This window comes from Mycolicibacterium nivoides (assembly GCF_003855255.1).
GTDB classification, from domain to species: Bacteria; Actinomycetota; Actinomycetes; order Mycobacteriales; family Mycobacteriaceae; genus Mycobacterium; species Mycobacterium nivoides.
On sequence record NZ_CP034072.1, the window covers coordinates 802,732 to 821,473 of the forward strand.

16 protein-coding genes are annotated in these 18,742 nt (G+C 67.1%); 6 read left to right on the forward strand and 10 right to left on the reverse strand.

The genetic code is table 11. The features are described from left to right. Positions 1–12 precede the first annotated feature (12 nt). The 5 genes from EH231_RS03990 to EH231_RS04010 form a co-directional block, all read right to left on the reverse strand. The gene (locus EH231_RS03990) at positions 13–1,119 is read right to left on the reverse strand and encodes an LLM class flavin-dependent oxidoreductase (protein ID WP_090425400.1); all 1,107 of its coding nucleotides are present in this window, start codon (positions 1,117–1,119) and stop codon (positions 13–15) included. Further along, a complete protein-coding gene (locus EH231_RS03995; protein ID WP_124711921.1) occupies positions 1,116–2,480 on the reverse strand; it encodes an NAD(P)-binding domain-containing protein in 1,365 nt (454 codons plus the stop codon). Before EH231_RS03995 ends, EH231_RS03990 begins: the two co-directional genes overlap by 4 nt. Next, complete coding sequence (locus tag EH231_RS04000) at positions 2,477–3,781, reverse strand: LLM class flavin-dependent oxidoreductase (RefSeq protein WP_124714168.1); 1,305 nt, start codon at positions 3,779–3,781, stop codon at positions 2,477–2,479. The genes EH231_RS03995 and EH231_RS04000 overlap by 4 nt, the downstream gene beginning before the upstream one ends. Before the next feature lie 162 nt (positions 3,782–3,943). Next, on the reverse strand, positions 3,944–4,876 hold the full coding sequence (locus EH231_RS04005) for a LysR family transcriptional regulator (RefSeq protein WP_090425402.1): 933 nt from the start codon (positions 4,874–4,876) through the stop codon (positions 3,944–3,946). Positions 4,877–5,203: 327 nt separating this feature from the next. Further along, positions 5,204–6,145 carry an aldo/keto reductase gene (locus EH231_RS04010; RefSeq protein ID WP_234927123.1) on the reverse strand — a complete coding sequence of 314 codons (942 nt, stop codon included), beginning with the start codon at positions 6,143–6,145 and terminating at the stop codon, positions 5,204–5,206. Between the two features lie 249 nt (positions 6,146–6,394). Between EH231_RS04010 and EH231_RS04015 the strand changes: the two genes are divergently transcribed. From EH231_RS04015 to EH231_RS04025, 3 genes are read left to right on the forward strand one after another with little or no spacing between them, the layout of a single operon-like run. Beyond that, the gene (locus EH231_RS04015) at positions 6,395–7,348 is read left to right on the forward strand and encodes a TauD/TfdA dioxygenase family protein (protein WP_090425403.1); all 954 of its coding nucleotides are present in this window, start codon (positions 6,395–6,397) and stop codon (positions 7,346–7,348) included. Positions 7,349–7,363: 15 nt separating this feature from the next. After that, on the forward strand, positions 7,364–8,383 hold the full coding sequence (locus EH231_RS04020) for an aldo/keto reductase (RefSeq protein WP_124711922.1): 1,020 nt from the start codon (positions 7,364–7,366) through the stop codon (positions 8,381–8,383). Next, the gene (locus tag EH231_RS04025) at positions 8,380–9,177 is read left to right on the forward strand and encodes an NADPH-dependent oxidoreductase (protein WP_124711923.1); all 798 of its coding nucleotides are present in this window, start codon (positions 8,380–8,382) and stop codon (positions 9,175–9,177) included. Before EH231_RS04020 ends, EH231_RS04025 begins: the two co-directional genes overlap by 4 nt. Before the next feature lie 66 nt (positions 9,178–9,243). Here EH231_RS04025 and EH231_RS04030 read toward each other — a convergent pair whose 3' ends face one another. Genes EH231_RS04030 through EH231_RS04050 form a run of 5 tightly spaced genes read right to left on the reverse strand, consistent with a single transcriptional unit; the run spans position 9,244 to position 15,500 of the window. Next, entirely contained in the window at positions 9,244–10,458 is a 1,215-nt protein-coding gene (locus tag EH231_RS04030; protein WP_124711924.1) for an acyl-CoA dehydrogenase family protein, read from the reverse strand. Between the two features lie 5 nt (positions 10,459–10,463). Then, positions 10,464–12,095, reverse strand: coding sequence for an ABC transporter substrate-binding protein (locus EH231_RS04035; protein ID WP_124711925.1), 1,632 nt, complete (start codon positions 12,093–12,095; stop codon positions 10,464–10,466). Further along, a complete protein-coding gene (locus EH231_RS04040) occupies positions 12,092–13,693 on the reverse strand; it encodes a dipeptide ABC transporter ATP-binding protein (RefSeq protein ID WP_124711926.1) in 1,602 nt (533 codons plus the stop codon). The genes EH231_RS04035 and EH231_RS04040 overlap by 4 nt, the downstream gene beginning before the upstream one ends. Before the next feature lie 2 nt (positions 13,694–13,695). Beyond that, a complete protein-coding gene (locus tag EH231_RS04045) occupies positions 13,696–14,544 on the reverse strand; it encodes an ABC transporter permease (protein WP_124711927.1) in 849 nt (282 codons plus the stop codon). After that, positions 14,541–15,500: an ABC transporter permease gene (locus EH231_RS04050; RefSeq protein WP_241177881.1), complete on the reverse strand. Its 960-nt coding sequence runs from the start codon at positions 15,498–15,500 to the stop codon at positions 14,541–14,543. The genes EH231_RS04045 and EH231_RS04050 overlap by 4 nt, the downstream gene beginning before the upstream one ends. Positions 15,501–15,663: 163 nt before the next feature. Here EH231_RS04050 and EH231_RS04055 point away from each other — a divergent pair, with 163 nt between their 5' ends. Genes EH231_RS04055 through EH231_RS04065 form a run of 3 tightly spaced genes read left to right on the forward strand, consistent with a single transcriptional unit; the run spans position 15,664 to position 18,742 of the window. Then, on the forward strand, positions 15,664–16,623 hold the full coding sequence (locus EH231_RS04055) for an LLM class flavin-dependent oxidoreductase (protein ID WP_124711928.1): 960 nt from the start codon (positions 15,664–15,666) through the stop codon (positions 16,621–16,623). Between the two features lie 32 nt (positions 16,624–16,655). After that, positions 16,656–17,930, forward strand: a complete 1,275-nt coding sequence (locus tag EH231_RS04060) for an NtaA/DmoA family FMN-dependent monooxygenase (protein ID WP_090426174.1) — start codon at positions 16,656–16,658, stop codon at positions 17,928–17,930. Between the two features lie 11 nt (positions 17,931–17,941). Further along, on the forward strand, positions 17,942–18,742 hold the full coding sequence (locus tag EH231_RS04065) for an SDR family NAD(P)-dependent oxidoreductase (RefSeq protein WP_090425410.1): 801 nt from the start codon (positions 17,942–17,944) through the stop codon (positions 18,740–18,742).

An 18,742-nucleotide genomic window follows, 5' to 3' on the forward strand; every position in this document is an offset into this window, starting at 1 on the left:
ATTCTGGGTTGCTCAGTACGCCAATGGCGCCGGATTGCGCAACAACGGCAGCAGTTGATCGCCGACCCGGGCGACCTCGGACCGGTAGGGGGTGTCGGACAGGACGAAATGCCGGATGCCGAGGTCGGCATAGCGCGCGAGGGCGGCGGCGACCTCGGCGGCCGAACCGACCAGCCAAGTCGTGCCCGCGCCACCCCCGCCGTAGCGGCCGGGGGTGGTGTACAGACACGAGTCGAGCACTTCGCCACGATTCGCGAGGTCGAGCAGGCGCTGTTGCCCTACCGCGGGGCCCTGCCCGTACCCGTGCAGGTCCGGTTTGCCCGCGATGGACGCGATCTTGGCCTCGGCGGCGCGCCATGCCTCCGCGGAGCTGTCCCGGATCAGGGTGGTCACCCGCAATCCGAATTCCAGCGGGGGATGTGCCCGGTCGAGCTTGTCGGACAACGTTGTGAGCCGGTCGATCCGCTCGGCGATCCCGTCGAGGGGTTCACCCCAGAACAGTTGCACGTCGGCTTCGGCCGCGGCGACCTCCTCGGCCGCCGCAGAAGCTCCGCCGAAGTACAGCCTGGGATGGCGTCCACGCTCGGCGCCGAATGTTCGCGGAGCCACGGTCGAATGCTCGACATGGAAGTGCTCACCGGAATAGGTGACGTCTTCGTCGCGCCAGAGCCGGCGCACCACCTGCAGGAATTCCCGGGTTCGGTCGTAGCGCCGGGACTTGTCGAACTCGCCGTCCCCGTAGGCCGCAAGATTGTCGGTGCCGCTGACGATGTTGATGAACAGACGACCGCCACTGAGCTGGTCGAGGGTGGCTGCCGCACTGGCGAAGTGGGCGGGGTGCCAATAGCCGGGTCGAACCGCGACCAGTGGGGTGAATGCCGTGGTCCGCGCGGCGACTGCGGTCGCCACGGTGAACGTGTCCGGTCGGCCCCATCCGGTGCCGATGAGCGCACCGCCCCACCCGTGTCGCTCGGCACGCAGGGCCAGATCCACGGAGTAGTCCAGGGTGCCCCAGCCCTCGACGGTGTCGTCTCCGCGGTGGCCGGGGTCGACGGTATTCGGTATATACCAGAGGAATTCGCGATCGGTCGCACTGAGTGGTTCCGTGGGGAGTGTCATCGGGGATCCCCGGCGGCACGCAGGTCGGCCAGCACCAGATCGCGGGTGATCGCCTCGGCCAGGCGCGGAACCCCGATCCGCAGGCTCGGGATGTCGCCGACCGGTCGCCCGAAGCTGACGTTGGCGCCGATGCTGAACACGTGGATATCGGCCAACCACGGTGCCGATCCCAGCTCCTTCTCGGCGAGTTGGTAGCCCGGGCCCAGATAGGGTGCCAGGCCGAGGATCTCGTTCTCCAGCCCGGGCGGGGCGGGGTATACGTCTTGCCAGCGCGCGATGTAGGGCGCGATTGTGGCCAGTTCGGGACGGGTGGCCGGATCTTGCTGGTAGCCGGTACCGGCGATGACGAAGTCGAACGTCCGCGCCCCGTCGCCCGCCTCGACCAGGACCCTGCCGCCCTGCTCGGACGCCGACGACCAGGGCGCCGAAACATGCAGGTGATAGTTGGGAAAGGCGGCGGCGCGGGCAACAGAGTCTTCGGGCACGTTGGCCCCCTGCCGGGCCGCCCTGACCCGTTGCTCCCACCGTTCGGCATCGCTGAGCAGATGAAACACGTCCTGAACCAGCGGGTTGGGGCGGTTGGCGAGATTGGCGACCACGACGGCAGGTCGGCGCGTGTACACATGCACCTCGGCCGCACCGGCCTCCAGGGCGGTGGCGGCCGCATCGTAGGCCGACGCCGCCGCTCCGAGGACGGCAACGGTCTTCCCGTGCAGAGCATCGAAGTCGATCAGGTCCGCGGTGTGCGCCCACAGCCGGTTCGAGAGTGTCCGTAGCTCGGCGGGGACGTGCGGCCCTCCGGTGCCCGAGACGCCACCGGCCAGAACCAGCTTGCGGGTGTGCTCGGTCCACCGGCGTCCGTCCTGCTCCAGGGTCAGCCGAAGGCCGGTGTTGCCGGGTGCGATGTCGGTGACCCGGATCCCCCGGCGCACCGCTATCCCGGTCTGCGCCCGAAACCAGCTCAGGTAGTCTGCCCAATCCGATGTCGGGATCCGATCGATGTCATCGAAAGCATTTGCGCCGCGGTTGCTTTCGTACCAGGCGCGGAAGCTGAGCGCAGGATTGCCGAGCTCGGGTCCCGAGATCGATTTGGCGGTCCGCAGGGTGCGCATCCTGGCCCGGGACTGCCAGGCCAGATCGGCATCCTGCCGACCGGAATCGATCACCGTCACATTGGCCACTCCCGCACGCAACAGCGCATGCGCGGTGGTGATACCGCTCTGGCCGGCGCCGATGATCGCCACATCGTGGTCCACGTCGTCCCGCGGTGCGATCCAGTTGTTGCCGTCGAGCCCGAGCAGACGTAGAGACTCCTGGGCGGCGAGATCGGCCGTGGTGATGTCGAGGTCCTGAGTGGTCATCGAAGTATCGCCTCCGTGAGCAGGTGAGAGTTGGCCGGCCGGGCCAACCCGTAGTGGCCGCGCAGCGTGGTTGCGGTGTATTCGGTGCGGAACAGACCGCGGGCCCGCAGGATCGGCACCACGTGGTCGACGAACAGCTCAAGGCTGGACGGCAGTGTTGGCGGCATGATGTTGAAACCGTCGGCGACACCACCGCGGAACCACGCCTCGATGGTTTCGGCCACCTGCTCCGGGGTGCCGGTGAACGTGCGGTGCCCGCGGCCCCCGCCGAGGCGGCCGATCAACTGGCGTACGGTGAGACGTTCGCGCCGGGCCAGTTCGACGATGAGCGTGTAGCGGCTCTTGGCGCCTTCGATGGCGTCTTCGGGCAGCAGATCGTCGGGCAACTCGCGATCGAGTTCCAGTCGTTCCAGCGGTATCCGCAGGGTCGAGGCGAGCTGTCGGTGCGCGTACTCCGGGACGATGGCCTCGTCGAGTTCACGGTCTTTGGCGGCGGCCTCGGCTTCGGTGCTGCCGATGACCGGGACGATGCCCGGCAGGATCTTGATCGTGTCCGGGTCGCGACCCCCGGCGATGGTGCGAGCCTTGAGTTCGGTGTAGAACGCTCGCGCCTCCTCGAAGGTCTGTTGCGCGGTGAACACCGCCTCGGCGTAGCGGGCTGCCAGTGCCTTGCCGTCCTCGGACGAGCCGGCCTGGACCAGTAGGGGATAACCCTGCGGGGACCGTGGGATGTTCAGCGGGCCCTCCACGGAGAAGTGCTCACCGCGGTGAGCGGGTGGGTGGATCTTTGATCGATCCCCCCACACGCCGGCGGCTTTGTCCGCGACCACTGCGTCGTCTTGCCAGCTGTCCCAGAGCTTCTGGGCAACCTGGACGAACTCGTCGGCGCGCGCATAGCGTGACGTGTGGTCGGGTAGCTCGTCGAGACCGAAATTGCGGGCCGCGTCCACGGTGGCGGTGGTGACGATGTTCCAGCCGGCGCGCCCGCCGCTGACGTGATCCAGCGACGCGAAGCGGCGGGCCAGGTTATAGGGCGAGTTGTACGAGGTTGACGCGGTGGCGATGAGTCCGATTCGTTCGGTGACCGCCACCAGCGCCGTCAACAACGTCAACGGCTCGAGCACCCCGAGCGGACGGCGGCCCACGTCGCCGTTGAGTTGGGGGCTGTCGGCCAGGAACAGCGAGTCGAAGGTGCCACGTTCGGCGGTCCTGGCCAGTTCGGCGTAGTGGTTGACGTCCGTTGCCGCGAACGGATTGCTTTCGGGCAGGCGCCACGACGCCTCATGGTGACCCGTGCTCATGAGGAACGCGTTCAGGTGCAGTTGACGAGCGCTCACCTACCTGGCCTCCTGGGTGTGTGCGAAATCTGTTGATGTATCAGGTCGCAACGTATCCGCACCGCCCGGATTAATCTGCAAACCCGCGCTACGGGAATGCTGAAGCCGAACTGCGACGTCCGGGCGTCACGATGCGACACCGAGCGATTCGGAGGGCTGCCCGGGTAGGGCCTGGTCTGCGATCGCCCGCAGTGTGCGCAGGATCAGCCCGATGTTCGGATCGCGCTGCCGGCCGGCGCGGACGACGGCGCTGATGGCCCGCCCGCCGAGCTCGATACCTCCGACGACCAGGCTTTCCAGGTTGGCAGGGACCGACAGCCGGGGCACGATCGCCGACGCGATCTCGGTTGCCGCCAGCTCGCAGATGTTCTGTGCCCCGATCAGCCGGTGCTTGACCTGTGGCGTGAAACCGGCGCTCTCGCAGGCATGTATGGCGGCGATCCCCAGCCCCGAATTCTGCGGACCGGTAACCCAGAACCCATCGGCGAGCGCTGACAGGCCCTGCTTGCGGATTCTCAGATGCGAATGGGTGGGAGCCAACAGCACGAGCGGCTCGAACAACAGCGGCACGGTGGTGAGTCCGCCGGTCGATTCCGCGCCGAGGAAGTCGTACTGGCAGGTGATCGCGACGTCAACCTCGCCCTGGCGGAGTAACCGCAGCGCTGCCGCGCTCGTGTCCTGTTGAACCTGTACACGCAGGTTCGGCTCCTCGGTGCTGAGGCGCTGCATCAGGGGCACGGCCAGGGTCGGAATGCCCATGTTGAACGTGGCGATGGCGACCTGCCCGGACACCCGGTCCCGGGTTTCGGCCACCGCGCTCATGGCCTCGTCGACGGCGACGAGAACTCGGCGGACATGCTCGGCGAGGACCTGGCCGCTGCGGGTCAAACCGAGAGTCCGGCCGTCCCGTCGGAAGAGCACGGCTCCTGCTTCTTCTTCGAGCACGCGAAGTTGTTGGGATACAGCAGAACTGGTGATGCTGCGCCGCTCGGCTACGGCGGTCACCGAGCCCAGGTCGGCCAGATCGGACAAGAGCATCATCCGGCGGAGGTCCAGCATCAGACACCCCCGGTACTGCGATGGGCGGCGGTAGGCAGGAGAGACATGGTGGACCTCATCAGCTCGGTACGAATATGCGGCTGACACCCCACGGACGGCAGCGGCGTCGATCGGTGTTTGTCGATGGTGGCTGTGGGACAGCGCGACGGGCAGCGGCCCGGAGCTGCTTCAGCGACAACAGATCGCGCTACAGTCGCGCATGAGATCGACGTGTAGCGAAGTGGTGAAGTCCGTCGAATTCACAGAGTCGATGATGGCAGAAGGACCCGGGTGGACGCATCGGCGTTGCGCCAACCGCGGGTCCTGACAATGGCCCTGAGCAGGGCTTTACACGGGACTGTCGGCAGGAATCACCGCGGTTGTAATTCCCGCGTCATCAAGGCGACGCCGGGCCTCGGCATACACATCGGCCGGGAGCGGACCCCGGCGCGCGGCAACCGCGTTCTGTCGCACATGGTCCGGGTCGGCCGTTCCGGCGATGACTGTCGTAACGCCCGGAGTCGTGATCGCATACCGCAGCAGGAATCCCTGCTGGCTGTCTTGGTCGCGAAGCTCATCGAGGCCGGTGTCGGCCCAGGTGACCGGACGTCCGTCGACAGTGGTCTTCTCGCGCTTGCCCGCCTGGGCCACACCGCCACGCACGATGATGCCGAAGCCGCGGTCACCGGCGATCTGGATACGAGTCTCCAGATCGCGTTCGAGGGCCGAGAACGGCACCTGGAACGCCGAGAACTCGTCGATCTGCAGGTGATCGTCGATCTCGGGGAGCGTGGAGGACACTCCGAATGACAGGATCTTGCCTTCCTCACGCAGCTCGGTCAGGGTCTCGACCGCGCCGTCACGCCGTAGCACTTGCAGGGACGGGCTGATGTGCAATTGCACCAGGTCGAGGCGGTCGGTGCGCAGCCGTCGCAGACTCTGCTCGACGCCGGCGCGGATGTTGGCCGGGGAGTAATCGTGTGGAAGGGGTCCAGGCGGGGCGTCAGGCTGGAAGTCCAGCGGGCATCCCGCTTTGGAAGCCAGGAAGTACTCATCGCGCCGGGCACCGATATGCCGGCCGATGCGCTCCTCGCTGAGGGCGTAGTCCACCGAGGTATCGATGAAGTTGATGCCTTCGTCGAGCACGGTGTTGAGCACCTCTGCGGCCACCGACTCGTCCAGCGGTCTCGGATTCCGGTGTGGTTCTCCACGTAGTTCCATGGCTCCGAAACCGAGGACGGTCACCTGCGGTCCGTTGTCACCGAGCCGGCGCCGTTCCAGATCACTCACGTGAGTATGCCTCCGATGCGTTGTAGTCGTAAGCGATGGTGATTGCCCCCGAGGACCTCATCAAGGGCCGCACGCTACGCGATCCGTTAATCAGATCTGTCCGGTCGTGCCAGACATTAAGCGGCTCTGAATTGTTCCGGTAGCCAAAGACTGTTGTTCGAGCCAATCCGCGCGCTGACGCTAACGAGTGCGAGATCCGGGCCACCGGCTCGCCAGCCCAACGCCGAGTCAAGACAAGGGAGTCAGCACATGACCGACCTCACCGAAAAAGTCAGGGAAAGCGGCCCTCTCACCGACGCCGGTCTGGACATCGTGCCGGTCGCGGGATACATCGGCGCCGAGATCCACGGTGTCGACCTGCGCGGCGAGCTGGAGGCCGGCGTCGTGGACGAGATCCGCGACGCCCTGCACACCTACAAAGTCATCTTCTTCCGCGATCAGGAGATCGGCCACGCCGAACAGATCGCGTTCGCACGGAATTTCGGCAAGGTGACCCCGGCCCATCCGCACGAGGAGGAGCCGCCGGAGGGGTTCCCCGAGATCCTGCCGATCGACAGCCGCCGCTATGAGCGTCATCTGGGCCGCAAGCGCACCTCGTACGACAACAGCTGGCACACCGATGTCACCGCACTGGTGAACCCGCCCGCGGCGTCGATCCTGCGCGCGCACATCCTGCCGCCCTACGGCGGTGACACGGCGTGGACCAATCTCGTTGCGGCGTACGAGAACCTGCCCAAGGAGCTCCGTGACTTCGCCGACAAGCTCGACATCAAGCATCAGTTCAACGCCCGTGCGGTGGCCGGCAGTCAGCGGGACCGCAAGGTGCGGGAGGCGAACCTGGTGACCTATCACCCCGCCGTCCGGGTGCATCCGGTCACGGGGGAGCGCGCTCTGTTCGTCAGTCCCGGCTTCACCCGCGGTGCCCGCGAGATCCGGGGTTACTCGCCGACACAGAGTGAGGCCATCCTCAAGCTGCTGTGGGACGAGGCGACCCGCACCGAGTACACGGTCCGGTTCCGTTGGGCTCCGGGCAGCATCGCGTTCTGGGACAACCGGGCCACCGCGCACCTGGCGATCGCCGACGCCGGCCACCTCGACTACGACCGGGTGCTCTACCGCGTCACCCTCGAGGGAGATGTCCCCACAGGCGTCGACGGACGAGTCTCCGAATCCGTTTCCGGTGAACCCTTTTTCGGATCCTAAGAAAGAAGACAACTGATGACAGAGGCACAACCACCGATCGAGCACCGGCGGCTGGGCACCGGCGGGCCGGAAGTATCGGCAATCGGGCTGGGGTTCATGAGCTTTCGGACCTCAGCCGGCGCCGAGGACGAGAAGCAGGCGACCGAATTGGTCGCCGAGGCGATCGACCTGGGTGTCACGCTGTTCGATACCGCCGACGTGTACGGCCCCGAGTTCAGCGAGATCCTGCTGGGTAAGGCAATCCGGGGCCGGCGTGATGCGCTGACCATCGCCACGAAGTTCGGTAACGCGCTGGATCGCGACTCCAACCCCGACGCGCGTGCCCTGGACGGTCGGCCCGAATACGTCCGCACCGCGATCGAGGGTTCGCTGCGCCGCCTCGGGGTGGACCACATCGATCTGTATTACCAGCACCGCGTCGATCCCGAGGTGCCCATCGAAGACACCGTCGGGGCATTGGCGGAACTGGTTGCGGCGGGCAAGGTACGCCACATCGGCCTGTCCGAACCCGGTCCGCAGACCCTGCGCCGCGCCCACGCCGTCCATCCGATCGCCGCGATCCAGAACGAATGGTCGTTGTTCACCAGGGATATCGAGGTCGATACCGTGCCGGTCGCCCGCGAACTCGGCATCGGCATCGTGCCCTACTCGCCGTTGGGACGCGGTTGGCTGACCGGGAGCGTGCGCAGCGCCGAGGACATCAAGGGGGTGCAGAGCCGTCATCCGCGTTTCGGTGCCGACGTGTTCGACCACAACCGGGCGCTGGCCGACACCGTGACCGAGATCGCGGCTCAGATCGGTGCCCGGCCCAGCCAGGTCGCGCTGGCCTGGGTGCTCTCGCGTGGTCAGGATGTAGTGCCGATCCCCGGAACTCGCCATCCGGAGTTCCTCCGGGAGAACCTCGGAGCGCTCACGGTGGAGCTCGGTGCGGAACACCTGGGTCGACTGGAGGCCATCGCCGATCAGGTCGGCGGCCATCGGTCGATCCGTCCGGAGCACCTCGGTGTAGAGGCTCCAGCGGCGGCGGCTTCGTGACCGTCATCGCCCGTTACGGCGACATCGACGCGGTGCTGGGGGTGCACAGCGAGACGCTGGCACTGCAACTCGCGCATCGGTCGGTGCGCAGGTTCACCGCGGAACCGGTGACCGATGAGCAACTTTCGGCGCTGGTCGCCGCCGCCCAGTCGGCGGCTACCAGCTCGAATCTGCAACCGTGGAGCGTGATCGCCATCCGCGATCCGCAGCGCAAGGCCCGACTGGCGAGGCTGGCCAACAACCAGCAGTTCATCAACGAGGCACCGCTGTTTCTGGTCTGGGTGGCCGATCTGGGGCGAGCGCGCCGGCTGGCGCAGCGGTCGGGGGCAGCGCTGGATGGTGCGGACTACCTGGAGACCACGATCATCGGTTTCGTCGACACCGCACTGGCCGCGCAGAACGCGGTGATGGCCGCCGAATCATTGGGGCTGGGTACCGTTTTCGTCGGGGCGATCCGCAACCACCCCGAAGAGGTAGCAGCCGAGCTGGGACTGTCGCCACACGCCGTGGCGACCTTCGGCCTCGCCGTCGGTACTCCCGACCCGACAGAGAACGCGGGAATCAAGCCGCGGTTGCCCCAGGACGCGGTGCTGCACCGTGAGCGGTACGACGCCCAGGCGGCGGATTCGCATCTGCCCGCCTACGACGAGCGGCTGGCGGTCTACAACAACCGCTACGGTCTGTCGGGCAGCTGGAGTGAGCGGGTGCTGAGCCGGCTGGCCGGCCCGCATTCGCTGTCCGGGCGACACCGGCTGCGCGAGCAACTGGAACGCCTGGGCCTGCCCTCGCGCTGACCGGGCGACACGCAACGAGCCGCTGAGCAGAAATGCTCAGCGGCTCGTCTCGCATAGGGCTCGTGATCAGAAGAAGCCGGTGTCAGGCAGCTTTGCCCCGTTGACCGCGACATCGCCGAGCACCCGCGCCTTGTAGACGGTCGGGTTGTGGGAGAACAGGGTTCGAAGATTGCGCCAGTGCCGGTCCAGATGCGACGCCGATCGCACCGACGAGGCGCCGCCGGCATCGAAGATGCGCGAGGCGGCCCGCAATGCGGGCTGTTCGATCGCCACCTTGACCCGGGCGGCGGCCACGGCGCCCTGATCCTCCAGGCGGGCGTCGATCCCGCTGACCCGGGCGGTGTCGAGGGCCGGGGCCAGCTCGGTCGCCGCCCGCAGCACCAATGCCTCGGCGGTGTAGGCCACCGCATCGATCTCACCGACGATCTCCAGCAGCTGCGGGTCGGCCGACGGGGTGTCGGTGGTGGCAAAGGTGTAGGTGCGGTGGCGATCACGGACCAGCGTCGCGGCCTCGGCGGTCAGGGTCTTGAGGATTCCGGCCGCGATCGCGTGCAGGTACAGCTGCACCAACGCGCCGCGCGCCCGGTCCACTCCGACATTGGTGCCGATCGGCAACACCTCGTCGTCGTGCACCGCGACATCCTCGAATATGGTTGTCCCGCTACCTGTGTGGCGTTGGCCGATCCCGTCCCAGTCGTCCGCGTGGACGATGCCGGCCCGGTCGGCCGGAATCACCGCGGCGACCGGCGCGCCTTTCTCGTTCTCGGCGGTGGCGCGCACGTAGTCGGAGAACTGGGCGCCGGTGCTGTAGAACTTGCGGCCGGTCAGCCGCAGCCCGTCCGCGGAGCGCACGAGCTTCGTGTCATAGGCCTGGCCGCCCACTCGGGCGCTGGTCAGCTCAGAGCTCACCCCTCCGATCAGGTGACCTTCGGCCACCACGGACAGCCACCGATCCTTGGCCGGGCTGCCCGGGACACGCTGCAGTTCCTCGACTGTCGCGTAGTGCACCCGCAGGATGTGGGTCAGGTCGGGGTCGGCCTGGGCCAGCCTGATGACCAGTTCGAAGAACTCGGGCACGGTGAAGTCACCGCCGCCGAGTTCGCCTGCCAGTCGGACCGCGCCCAGTCGATGCTCACGCACCAGGCTCAGCCCGTGCCCGGGTGGTTCGTGGCCGCCCTCGTCCAGGCGTCGGCGGTAGTCGGCGGCGATCGCGTCGAGCACCTCCTGCAGCTGTTGTCCCCGCGGAACGGCACGGGCCGTCAGTACCGAGTCGGTGGTCATCGGTGTCAATCCTTTCCGGTGGTTGCGGCCGAGGTGTCGTCGATCCAGGCGTTGTAGAACCAGGGCACCGAGTTGGCCGCGTTTGCGAATCCCCGCACCCGTGGGGCGACGGCGAAAATCTGGGTGTCTTCGAGCAGCGGAATGGAGTACGCGTTGTCGATGACGTAGCTGTTGTATTCCTCGAGCACTTTCAGCCGCTCGGCCGGATCGGTGGCTTCGATCTGGGCATGCAGCATGCGGTCGATCGCCGGGTCCGCGCCGTCGAGGGCGTACAGATCGCCGCCCTTGCTGTCGTAGTTCTGCCACAACCGCACCGGGTCGGCGGTGGGCCAGCCGTTGCGCCGCAGACCCACCGAATCCTCGATGCTGGCGGTGGGGTAGTTGGCGAAGTCGGTCTGGCGGATGACCAACCGGATGCCGATGCGCCGCAATTGCCGCTGGATCAGTTCGTACATCGGCTTGGCGGTGTGGTCGTAAACATCCACATAGATCTTCACCGCCAACTCGTGGCCGTCCTTGACCCGGTAGCCGTCGGTGTTGACGTGGGTCCATCCGGAGGCTTCCAGCCTCCGGATCGCCTCGTTCGGGTCGAAGCGGACCGCGTCACTGCGATCGGTGTAGCCGGGGAAGTTCTTCGTGACGATGTTCTGGGCGGGTTTCCAGTTGTCGGTGTAGAGGGTGTGCAGGATCTCGTTGCGGTCGATTCCGAAGCCGATCGCTTTGCGTACGTTGATATCCCGCATGAAAGGAGCGGTCTGGCGGACGTCGAGGGTGTTGGCCAGACCGGGAGTGCGCAGCCCGCGCACATCGAAGCCCTCCCGGGTCAGCAGGCGCTCATCCGGGGGCTGGGAGTAGCGGACGGCGTCGGCCTGCCCGGCCCGTAACGCCCCCACCCGGACGCTGTCCTCGGTCACCGGGATGACGGTGACGGTGTCCAGATACGCCTCGCCCTGGTGCGGCGCGGTCGCCGGTGCCCAGTTGTAGCCCCGGCGCTTGGACAGCACGATCTGCTTGTCCGGGATCTCCGAGGTCGCGACGAACGGTCCGGACCCGATCAGGTTGGTGACGACAGACTGCTGTTCCTTGGTGGCGTCGATCGTGGCGTCGGCGACCAGACCTGAGGTGTTCAACGACAGCACCGCGATGAACGGCGCGTACGGCTTGCGCAGCGCGACGCGGACGGTGCGGCGTGCGGGGTCGGCCGTGATCGAGTCGACCTCCGGGAAGTAGGTGTTGCGCGTGATGCCTTTGTCTTTGTCTCCTTTCGCTTCCCATTCCAGGTTGCGGCGCACCGACTCGGCGTCGACCGGTTGGCCGTTGCTGTAGCTGGCTCCGTCGCGGATGGTGAACTCGTAGATGCGCTTGGACGGGTCGACAGTCCACTTCTGCGCGATCCACGGCACGAAGTCGAACGTCTTGGGGTCCTGGTAGACCAGGCGGTCCAGCATCTGGTCCTTGAGCAGGCTGTTCTGCCAGTAGCTGACCTGGATCTGCAAGGAGGCAGGCGCCTCGGCGTCCAGGTACGTCAGGTCGCCACCCCGGGCGCCGGGCGCCCGGGTGGGGGACGGGGCATCGGAGCAGGCGCTCACCGAGCCGGCGACGATCAGGATCGCGGCCACCGCCCGTCGGATCGTCACGCCGCACGCGCCGGGACGCCGGGGACCGCGTCGAGCAGGCGGCGGGTGTAGGCCGCTGAGGGAGCGGTGAAAACGTCTGTCGTGGGTCCGGTTTCGATCAGCCTGCCGTGTTCGAGCACGCTCACCTGGTCGGCGATCTGGCGGACCAGGCTGAGGTCATGGGAGATGAACAGATAGGTCAGTGCCAGTTCCTGTTGCAGATCGATCAGCAGGTCCACCACCTGTGCCTGCACGTGGACGTCGAGCGCGGAGGTCGGCTCGTCGAGCACCAGGATCGCCGGGTGCAGCACGAGGGCTCGGGCCAAACCCACCCGCTGGCGCTGGCCACCGGAGATCTCCCGCGGCTTGCGGTCGGCCAGGTGGGCGGGCAACCCGACCCGGTCCAGTGCCTCGGTGACCTGGAGACGACGCTGAGCAGGGGATCCGATGCGGTTGATCCGCAACGGCTCGGCGATCGCCTCGCCGATGGTGAACCGGGGATCGAGAGCAGCGAGGGGATTCTGGTGTACCAACTGCAATATCCGGGCCTGCGCGCGCTGCTGCGCGGCACGCAGCGGCGTTTGCGCGGCTCGGAGGGATCCGTTCACCCGGACCTCGCCCGAGTCGAAGTCGGTGAGCCCGGCCAGCACCCGGGCCGCGGTGGTCTTGCCCGAGCCGGATTCACCCACCAGGGCATGGATCGACCCGGTCCGGACCTCGAACGACACGGCGTCCAGGGCACGGGTCTCGCCATAGCGTTTCACCAGCCGGTCCACCCGCAGGATCGGCTCGGCGGCCGCGCCCGCTGTCGGTCGGTGTGCGTACTTGTCCGGCGACAGCGCGGGCGCCGCGGCGATCAGCTGCCTGGTGTAGTCGTCCTGTGGCGCGGTGAGCACGCTTGCGGTGGGGCCGATCTCGCGCACATCTCCGTCGCGCAACACCACCACGGTGTCGCTGTGCTGCTCGGCCAGCGCGAGGTCGTGAGTGATGAACAGAACGCCGAGACCATGTTCGACGCGCAACTCGTCGAGCAGCTGCAGGATGCGTCGCTGCACGGTGACATCGAGCGCGGAGGTGGGCTCGTCGGCGATCAGCAGCCGGGGTTCGCCGGCGATGGCGATCGCGATCAGCACGCGCTGCAGCTGCCCGCCGGAGAGCTGGTGCGGGTAGTCACCGGCCCGGCGGCTCGCGTCGGCGATTCCGACGTGCTCGAGCAGTTCGACGGCCCGCCGTCGGGCAGCGGCCCGATCGGCGATCCGGTGCACCCGCAGCACTTCGGCGATCTGGTCGCCGACCGGTTTGAGCGGGTCGAGTGAACCCAGCGGGTCCTGTGGAACGAAACCGATGGTGCTGCCGCGAAGTTCGCGCCATCGGCGTTGCGACAGTGACGTGACCACGCGACCCTCGACGGCGATGTCTCCGGCGGTGACTCGGCCGTTGGTGGGCAGCAGGCCTTGCGCGGCGCGGGCGATGGTGGACTTGCCGGATCCGGACTGACCGACCAGGGCCACCACCTCGCCCGCCCCGACATCGAACGAGACGTCGTCGACCACCGGCCGGCCTGACGGACCATATTCGATGGTCAGACCGGAAAGAGACAACAGTGCAGGAGAATTCATTCTCAGCCGACCTTCTCTCGGATGATATGGGCGAGCCGCGACAGACTCATCACGGTCAACACGATCGCCACTGCCGGAAAGAACACGAGGCCCGGCGCGGAGTTGATGTAGTTGCGTCCCTCCGAGATGAGCAGTCCCCATTCGGGTTCGGGCGGTTGCGCGCCGTAGCCCAGGAAGCTCAGTGACGCGATCGCCAGGATCGCGGCGCCGAACTGCAGCGCAGCCAGGGCCAGCACGGAGGAGTAGGAATTGGGCAGGATGTGCCGGAACAACAGGGTGAGATGCCCGGCGCCCAGGTGTGCGCTGGCTTCCACGAAAGGCAGGTTTCGCACCGCCAGCACCTCGGATCGCGCCAGTCGGGCGAATACGGCGATGGATGAGATCCCCACGGCGATGGCGGCATTCACCGTGCCGAAGCCGAGGGCCACGATGATGGTTATCGAGAGCAGCAGTGTCGGGATGGACAGCAGCACATCGATGATCCGGCCGATGATGCTGTCGGTGATGCGGCCGAAGTAGGCCGCAAGCAACCCGAGAACCGTTCCAACGAGCAGTCCGATCACCACGGCGATGAACGACCCGGCGATGGTGGCGCCGGTGCCGGCGATCACCCGGCTGAGCAGGTCGCGGCCGATGTAGTCGGTGCCGAACGGGTGCGAGAGACTCGGACCGGCCAGCGGCAGATCCGGATTCTCCTGGAGCGGATCGTAGGGGGCGATCGCCGTAGGTGCGACGATCATCGCGGCGACCAGCAGCAGCAGCAAAACCGGTGGGACGTCCCACGGATTGACGCTGACCCGGCGGGGCAGCCTGGGAAGGGGCACCGCGGACGGTGCGTCGGTCAGGATCATGCGGGTACCAGCGCGCCTCTCGTAGTGGTCGATCTGTCGATGCGTGGGTCGATCAGCGGGTAGATGACGTCCACCACGAGATTGACCAGGACGAACGTGACCGACACCGTGATGACCACCGCCTGGATGATCGGTGTGTCCTGGTTGCGGACCGCGGTTTCGGTGAGATAGCCGATTCCGGTGCGGTTGAAGATCGTTTCGGTGATGACCGATCCGGCCAGCAGTTCACCGACCGTGATGGCCACGATCGTGACGGTGGGAATCGAGCCGTTCTTGACCAGATGGCCGAAGATGATGCGCCCGTCGTCGAGCCCTTTGGCGCGCAGCACTTCCACATATGGCTGCGCGGCCGCGTTGCTCAGGCCTTGGATCAGCACCTGGGCGATCGGCGCGGCAACCGGAAGCGCCAGTGGCAGCGCGGCCAGGACTGTCGACCGCATTCCCTCGTCGCGGACGGCCGATACCCATCCGAGGCTGAACGACAGCCATTGCAGAGCCACGAGTCCGGTGACGAACACCGGAATGGACAGGAATGCCGGCGGCAGAACCCGCGCGAACTCACGCACCGGTGACCAAGGCGCGAACACCGCGGCCAAGGCGATGGCGAAGCCGAGCAGTGCGGCCAGCACGAACGCCACACCGGCCAGGGCCAACGTCGAGGGCAGTGCGTGCGCCATCAGTCGCGCCACGGATTGTCCGCTGTTGAGCGAGTATCCGAGATCCCCGGTGAACAACCGCTCCACCGATACGCCGAACTGCACGATCGCCGGTTCGCCGAGCCGGTAATAGTCACGCAGCATCTGCGCATCCTGGTCGGAGATCGGGTTCTCAGGATTGGAGATCTGCTGCTCGATCGGGTCTCCCGGCAGCACATTGAGTACGAAAAACACTGCAGTGTAGGCCAATACGATCACGATGATCGACTGCCCGATCCGCCGCAGGGTGAAGTTCAACACCGGTCGAACGCTAAGGTGGCGCCGCGGGTGGAGCAATCATTCGCACCTTTAAGAACTTTAAGCCGACTGTTCAGTTCGACTTAACTGTTGCCTCCGTGGGCAATTGGAGTACCCGTGATCGCAACCGTTGTCCTGCGAGGGTCAATGGATCACTGTGGTGCTCATGGGGGCATCACTCACAGTTGGGGTTGAGGTGGCCGGCGACGGTCTCGACCGGCTCGATGTCGGGGTTGCCGGTATCGCCGGACTGGCCGGGAGGCTGGAGGCGGCCGGGGTGTCGTACTGGGTGATCGGTGCCGACCGCGGTGAGGCCAACGACGTCACGGTAGAAGGCCTCGACCCGTCCCTGCTGGCCACGATCGCGGCGCGGCACACCAGCCATCTCGGGTTGGTGGTCGCGGCTGCCGCACACCGGGATCACCCGTACAACCTGGCCCGGAGGCTGGTTTCGGTGGATCACGCCGCACACGGCCGGGTCGGCTGGCTGGCGCTGGACTTCGACCACAGCATCGCGCTCAACGCCAACACCGACACCTGGACCGGTGCCGACCTCGACGCGGCGCACACCGACGACGCCGTCGTCGCGGTGCGGGCGCTGTGGCGAACCTGGCCGCTGGACTCGGTGGTGGGGGATCTGGATACGGGGGTGTTCTCCGACGTGTCGAGAATCCGGCGGGCCGACGTGCACAACGCATATGACATCGCCGGTCCGCTCAATGTGCCCGGGTCGGTGCAGGGCGATCTCCCGGTGTGGCGGCAGGCCGGATTCGCTCGCGACAGTGTCGCAGGTGCTGCCGACCACCTCATCGTGGAGGACGGTGACCCGATCCCGGCGACCGGCAAGGTGGTGGTGCGGCTGAGATCGGCCGGCTCGATCGACGCCGCGCTCGAGCGGATCGCCGGCCACACCAAGGTATCCGGGGTCCTGCTGAGGCTGGACCCGTCCGAGTTGGACCACGTCCTGCACGAGGTCCTGCCGGCCGCCCGCAAGCGGGGCCTGCTGGGCGATCGGGGGACCGGGACATTGCGGGAGCAACTCGGTGTGCCGGTACCCGTGGCGCCCGACCTCACCCGCAATCCGACGGTGTTCGAGGCCGTGCCCAACCCGGGAGGACGACTGTGACCCGTGCAGGTCAGCTGATCCTGAACGTGAACGTGCTCAACCTCGGTATCCACACCGGCGCATGGCGGCGCACCAGCGAGCCGCCCACGGCGTTCGCAGACCCCGGTTACTACGTTCGGATGGCGAAGCTCGCCGAGCGGGGAAAACTGGACGCGTTGTTCCTGGCCGACGGACCGGCGTTGCGTGAGCATCCCGCACTGCGTCCGTCGCAGGCACTTGAGCCGAGCGTCATCCTGGCATCGGTGGCCGCCGAGACCGAGCACCTGGGCCTGATCGGGACGTTGTCCTCCACGTTCAACGACCCGGTCGAGCTGGCCCATCGTCTGCTCACCCTCGACCGGCTCTCCGGGGGTCGCCTGGCCTGGAACATCGTCACCACGTACTCGGTTCCGGCCGGCGCGAACTTCGGCCTCGCCGACTATCCGGATCGACATGTCAGGTACCGGCGGGCCGCTGAATTCGTCGACGTGGTCCGTGCGCTGTGGCGCGATGCCGCAGACCCCAGCGGTCGCGGAATCGATCACCAGGGCGAGTTCTTCACCGTGGTGGGGGGACTTCCGCAGGGGCCGTCGCCACAGGGCTATCCGCTGCTGGTGCAGGCCGGTGGATCACCTCAGGGGCGCGAGCTCGCCGGTCGCGTCGGCGATGCGGTTTTCAGCGCCGAACTCGACCTGGGCGCCGGGATCGACCACTACCGGTATGTGAAGGACGTCGCGGTGGCGTACGGGCGGCGGCGGCATGACGTCAAGATCCTGCCCGGCCTGATCACCACGATCGGCAGCACCAGGGCCGAGGCCGAGCGGCGGTTCTCCGACCAGAATGCCCTGCTGCCGCCCGGTCACGACCTGGAGCGGCTGTCGCAGGTGCTCGGCGAGGACTTGGCCGACTATCCGCTGGACGAACCGGTACCCGCACATCTCCTGGGAGAGGTCGCCGATCCGGCGAAATTCGGTGCATCACTGGGATTCCGGGAATCGGTCGTGCGATTGATCGAGAGCCGCGAACTGACGCTGCGGCAGGCCGTGCGTGAATTCAGCGGGGCAGGCCACCGCGTCATCGTCGGGTCACCGGTCGACGTCGCCGACACCATCGAGCGATGGTTCCTGGCCGGCGCGGCCGACGGATTCAACCTGATGCCCGATGTGTTCCCCGACGGTCTGGAGATCTTCGTCGACGAGGTGGTGCCGCTGCTGCAGGAGCGCGGCTTGTTCCGTACCGCATACGCCGAGTCGACATTGCGCGAGAGATTCACCGGCCGTGCTCATTCCGGTGGTGTCCCGACCCTGGTGAGGGCCCGGCTCGCCTAAGGTTGATACCCGTGGATACCCCGATCGCCGTCGTCACCGGGGCGAGCCGCGGCGCGGGCCGCGGGATCGCCGCGGCCCTGCTCGCCTCTGGTTGGCGGGTGTATGTCACCGGACGAACGGTGACCGATCCGGGGGAGGGCGGCATCGCCGTCCCACTCGACCACTCCGACGACGCAGCCGTGGCCGCGCTGTTCGAGCGCATCGGCGAGCAGGAGGGCCGGCTGGACCTTCTGGTCAACAACGCCGCGGCGGTCCACGACGACCTGGTCAACCCGAAACCCTTCTGGGAGAAACCCATCGAGCTGGCCGATGTGCTGGATGTGGGGTTGCGCTCGGCCTACGTGGCGTCCTGGTATGCCGCGCCGCTGCTGCTGGCCGGTGAACGTGGCCTGATCGCGTTCACCTCGTCGCCCGGATCGGTCTGCTACATGCACGGTCCGGCCTACGGCGCGCAGAAGGCCGGGGTGGACAAACTGGCCGCGGACATGGCGGTCGACTTCGCCGACACGGGGGTGTCGACGGTGTCCATCTGGATGGGCATCCTGCTGACCGAGAAATTCAAGGCCGCGTTCGCCGGGCACCCCGACGCCCTCGCCAAGACCGCGGAGCACGCCGAAACCCCGGAGTTCACCGGGTATCTGATCGACGCGCTGTACCGGGATCCGGAGCTGGCGCAGCTGTCCGGGCACACCGTGATCGGTGCCGAACTGGCGACCCGCTACGGCATCACCGACGAAGGCGGACGGGTGCCGCCGTCGCACCGCGGCATGCTGGGCGCGCCGCGGGAACCCAGCTCGGCCGTCGTCAGGTAG

Bases quoted from the DNA above. Each gene is read 5' to 3' on its own strand.
- EH231_RS04000 (WP_124714168.1), bottom strand. From the start codon at position 3,781: ATGAGCACGGGTCACCATGAGGCGTCGTGGCGCCTGCCCGAAAGCAAT.
- EH231_RS04040 (WP_124711926.1), bottom strand. From the start codon at position 13,693: ATGAATTCTCCTGCACTGTTGTCTCTTTCCGGTCTGACCATCGAATAT.
- EH231_RS04005 (WP_090425402.1), bottom strand. From the start codon at position 4,876: ATGCTGGACCTCCGCCGGATGATGCTCTTGTCCGATCTGGCCGACCTG.
- EH231_RS04030 (WP_124711924.1), bottom strand. From the start codon at position 10,458: ATGACCACCGACTCGGTACTGACGGCCCGTGCCGTTCCGCGGGGACAA.
- EH231_RS03990 (WP_090425400.1), bottom strand. From the start codon at position 1,119: ATGACACTCCCCACGGAACCACTCAGTGCGACCGATCGCGAATTCCTC.
- EH231_RS04045 (WP_124711927.1), bottom strand. From the start codon at position 14,544: ATGATCCTGACCGACGCACCGTCCGCGGTGCCCCTTCCCAGGCTGCCC.
- EH231_RS04015 (WP_090425403.1), top strand. From the start codon at position 6,395: ATGACCGACCTCACCGAAAAAGTCAGGGAAAGCGGCCCTCTCACCGAC.
- EH231_RS03995 (WP_124711921.1), bottom strand. From the start codon at position 2,480: ATGACCACTCAGGACCTCGACATCACCACGGCCGATCTCGCCGCCCAG.
- EH231_RS04055 (WP_124711928.1), top strand. From the start codon at position 15,664: ATGGGGGCATCACTCACAGTTGGGGTTGAGGTGGCCGGCGACGGTCTC.
- EH231_RS04020 (WP_124711922.1), top strand. From the start codon at position 7,364: ATGACAGAGGCACAACCACCGATCGAGCACCGGCGGCTGGGCACCGGC.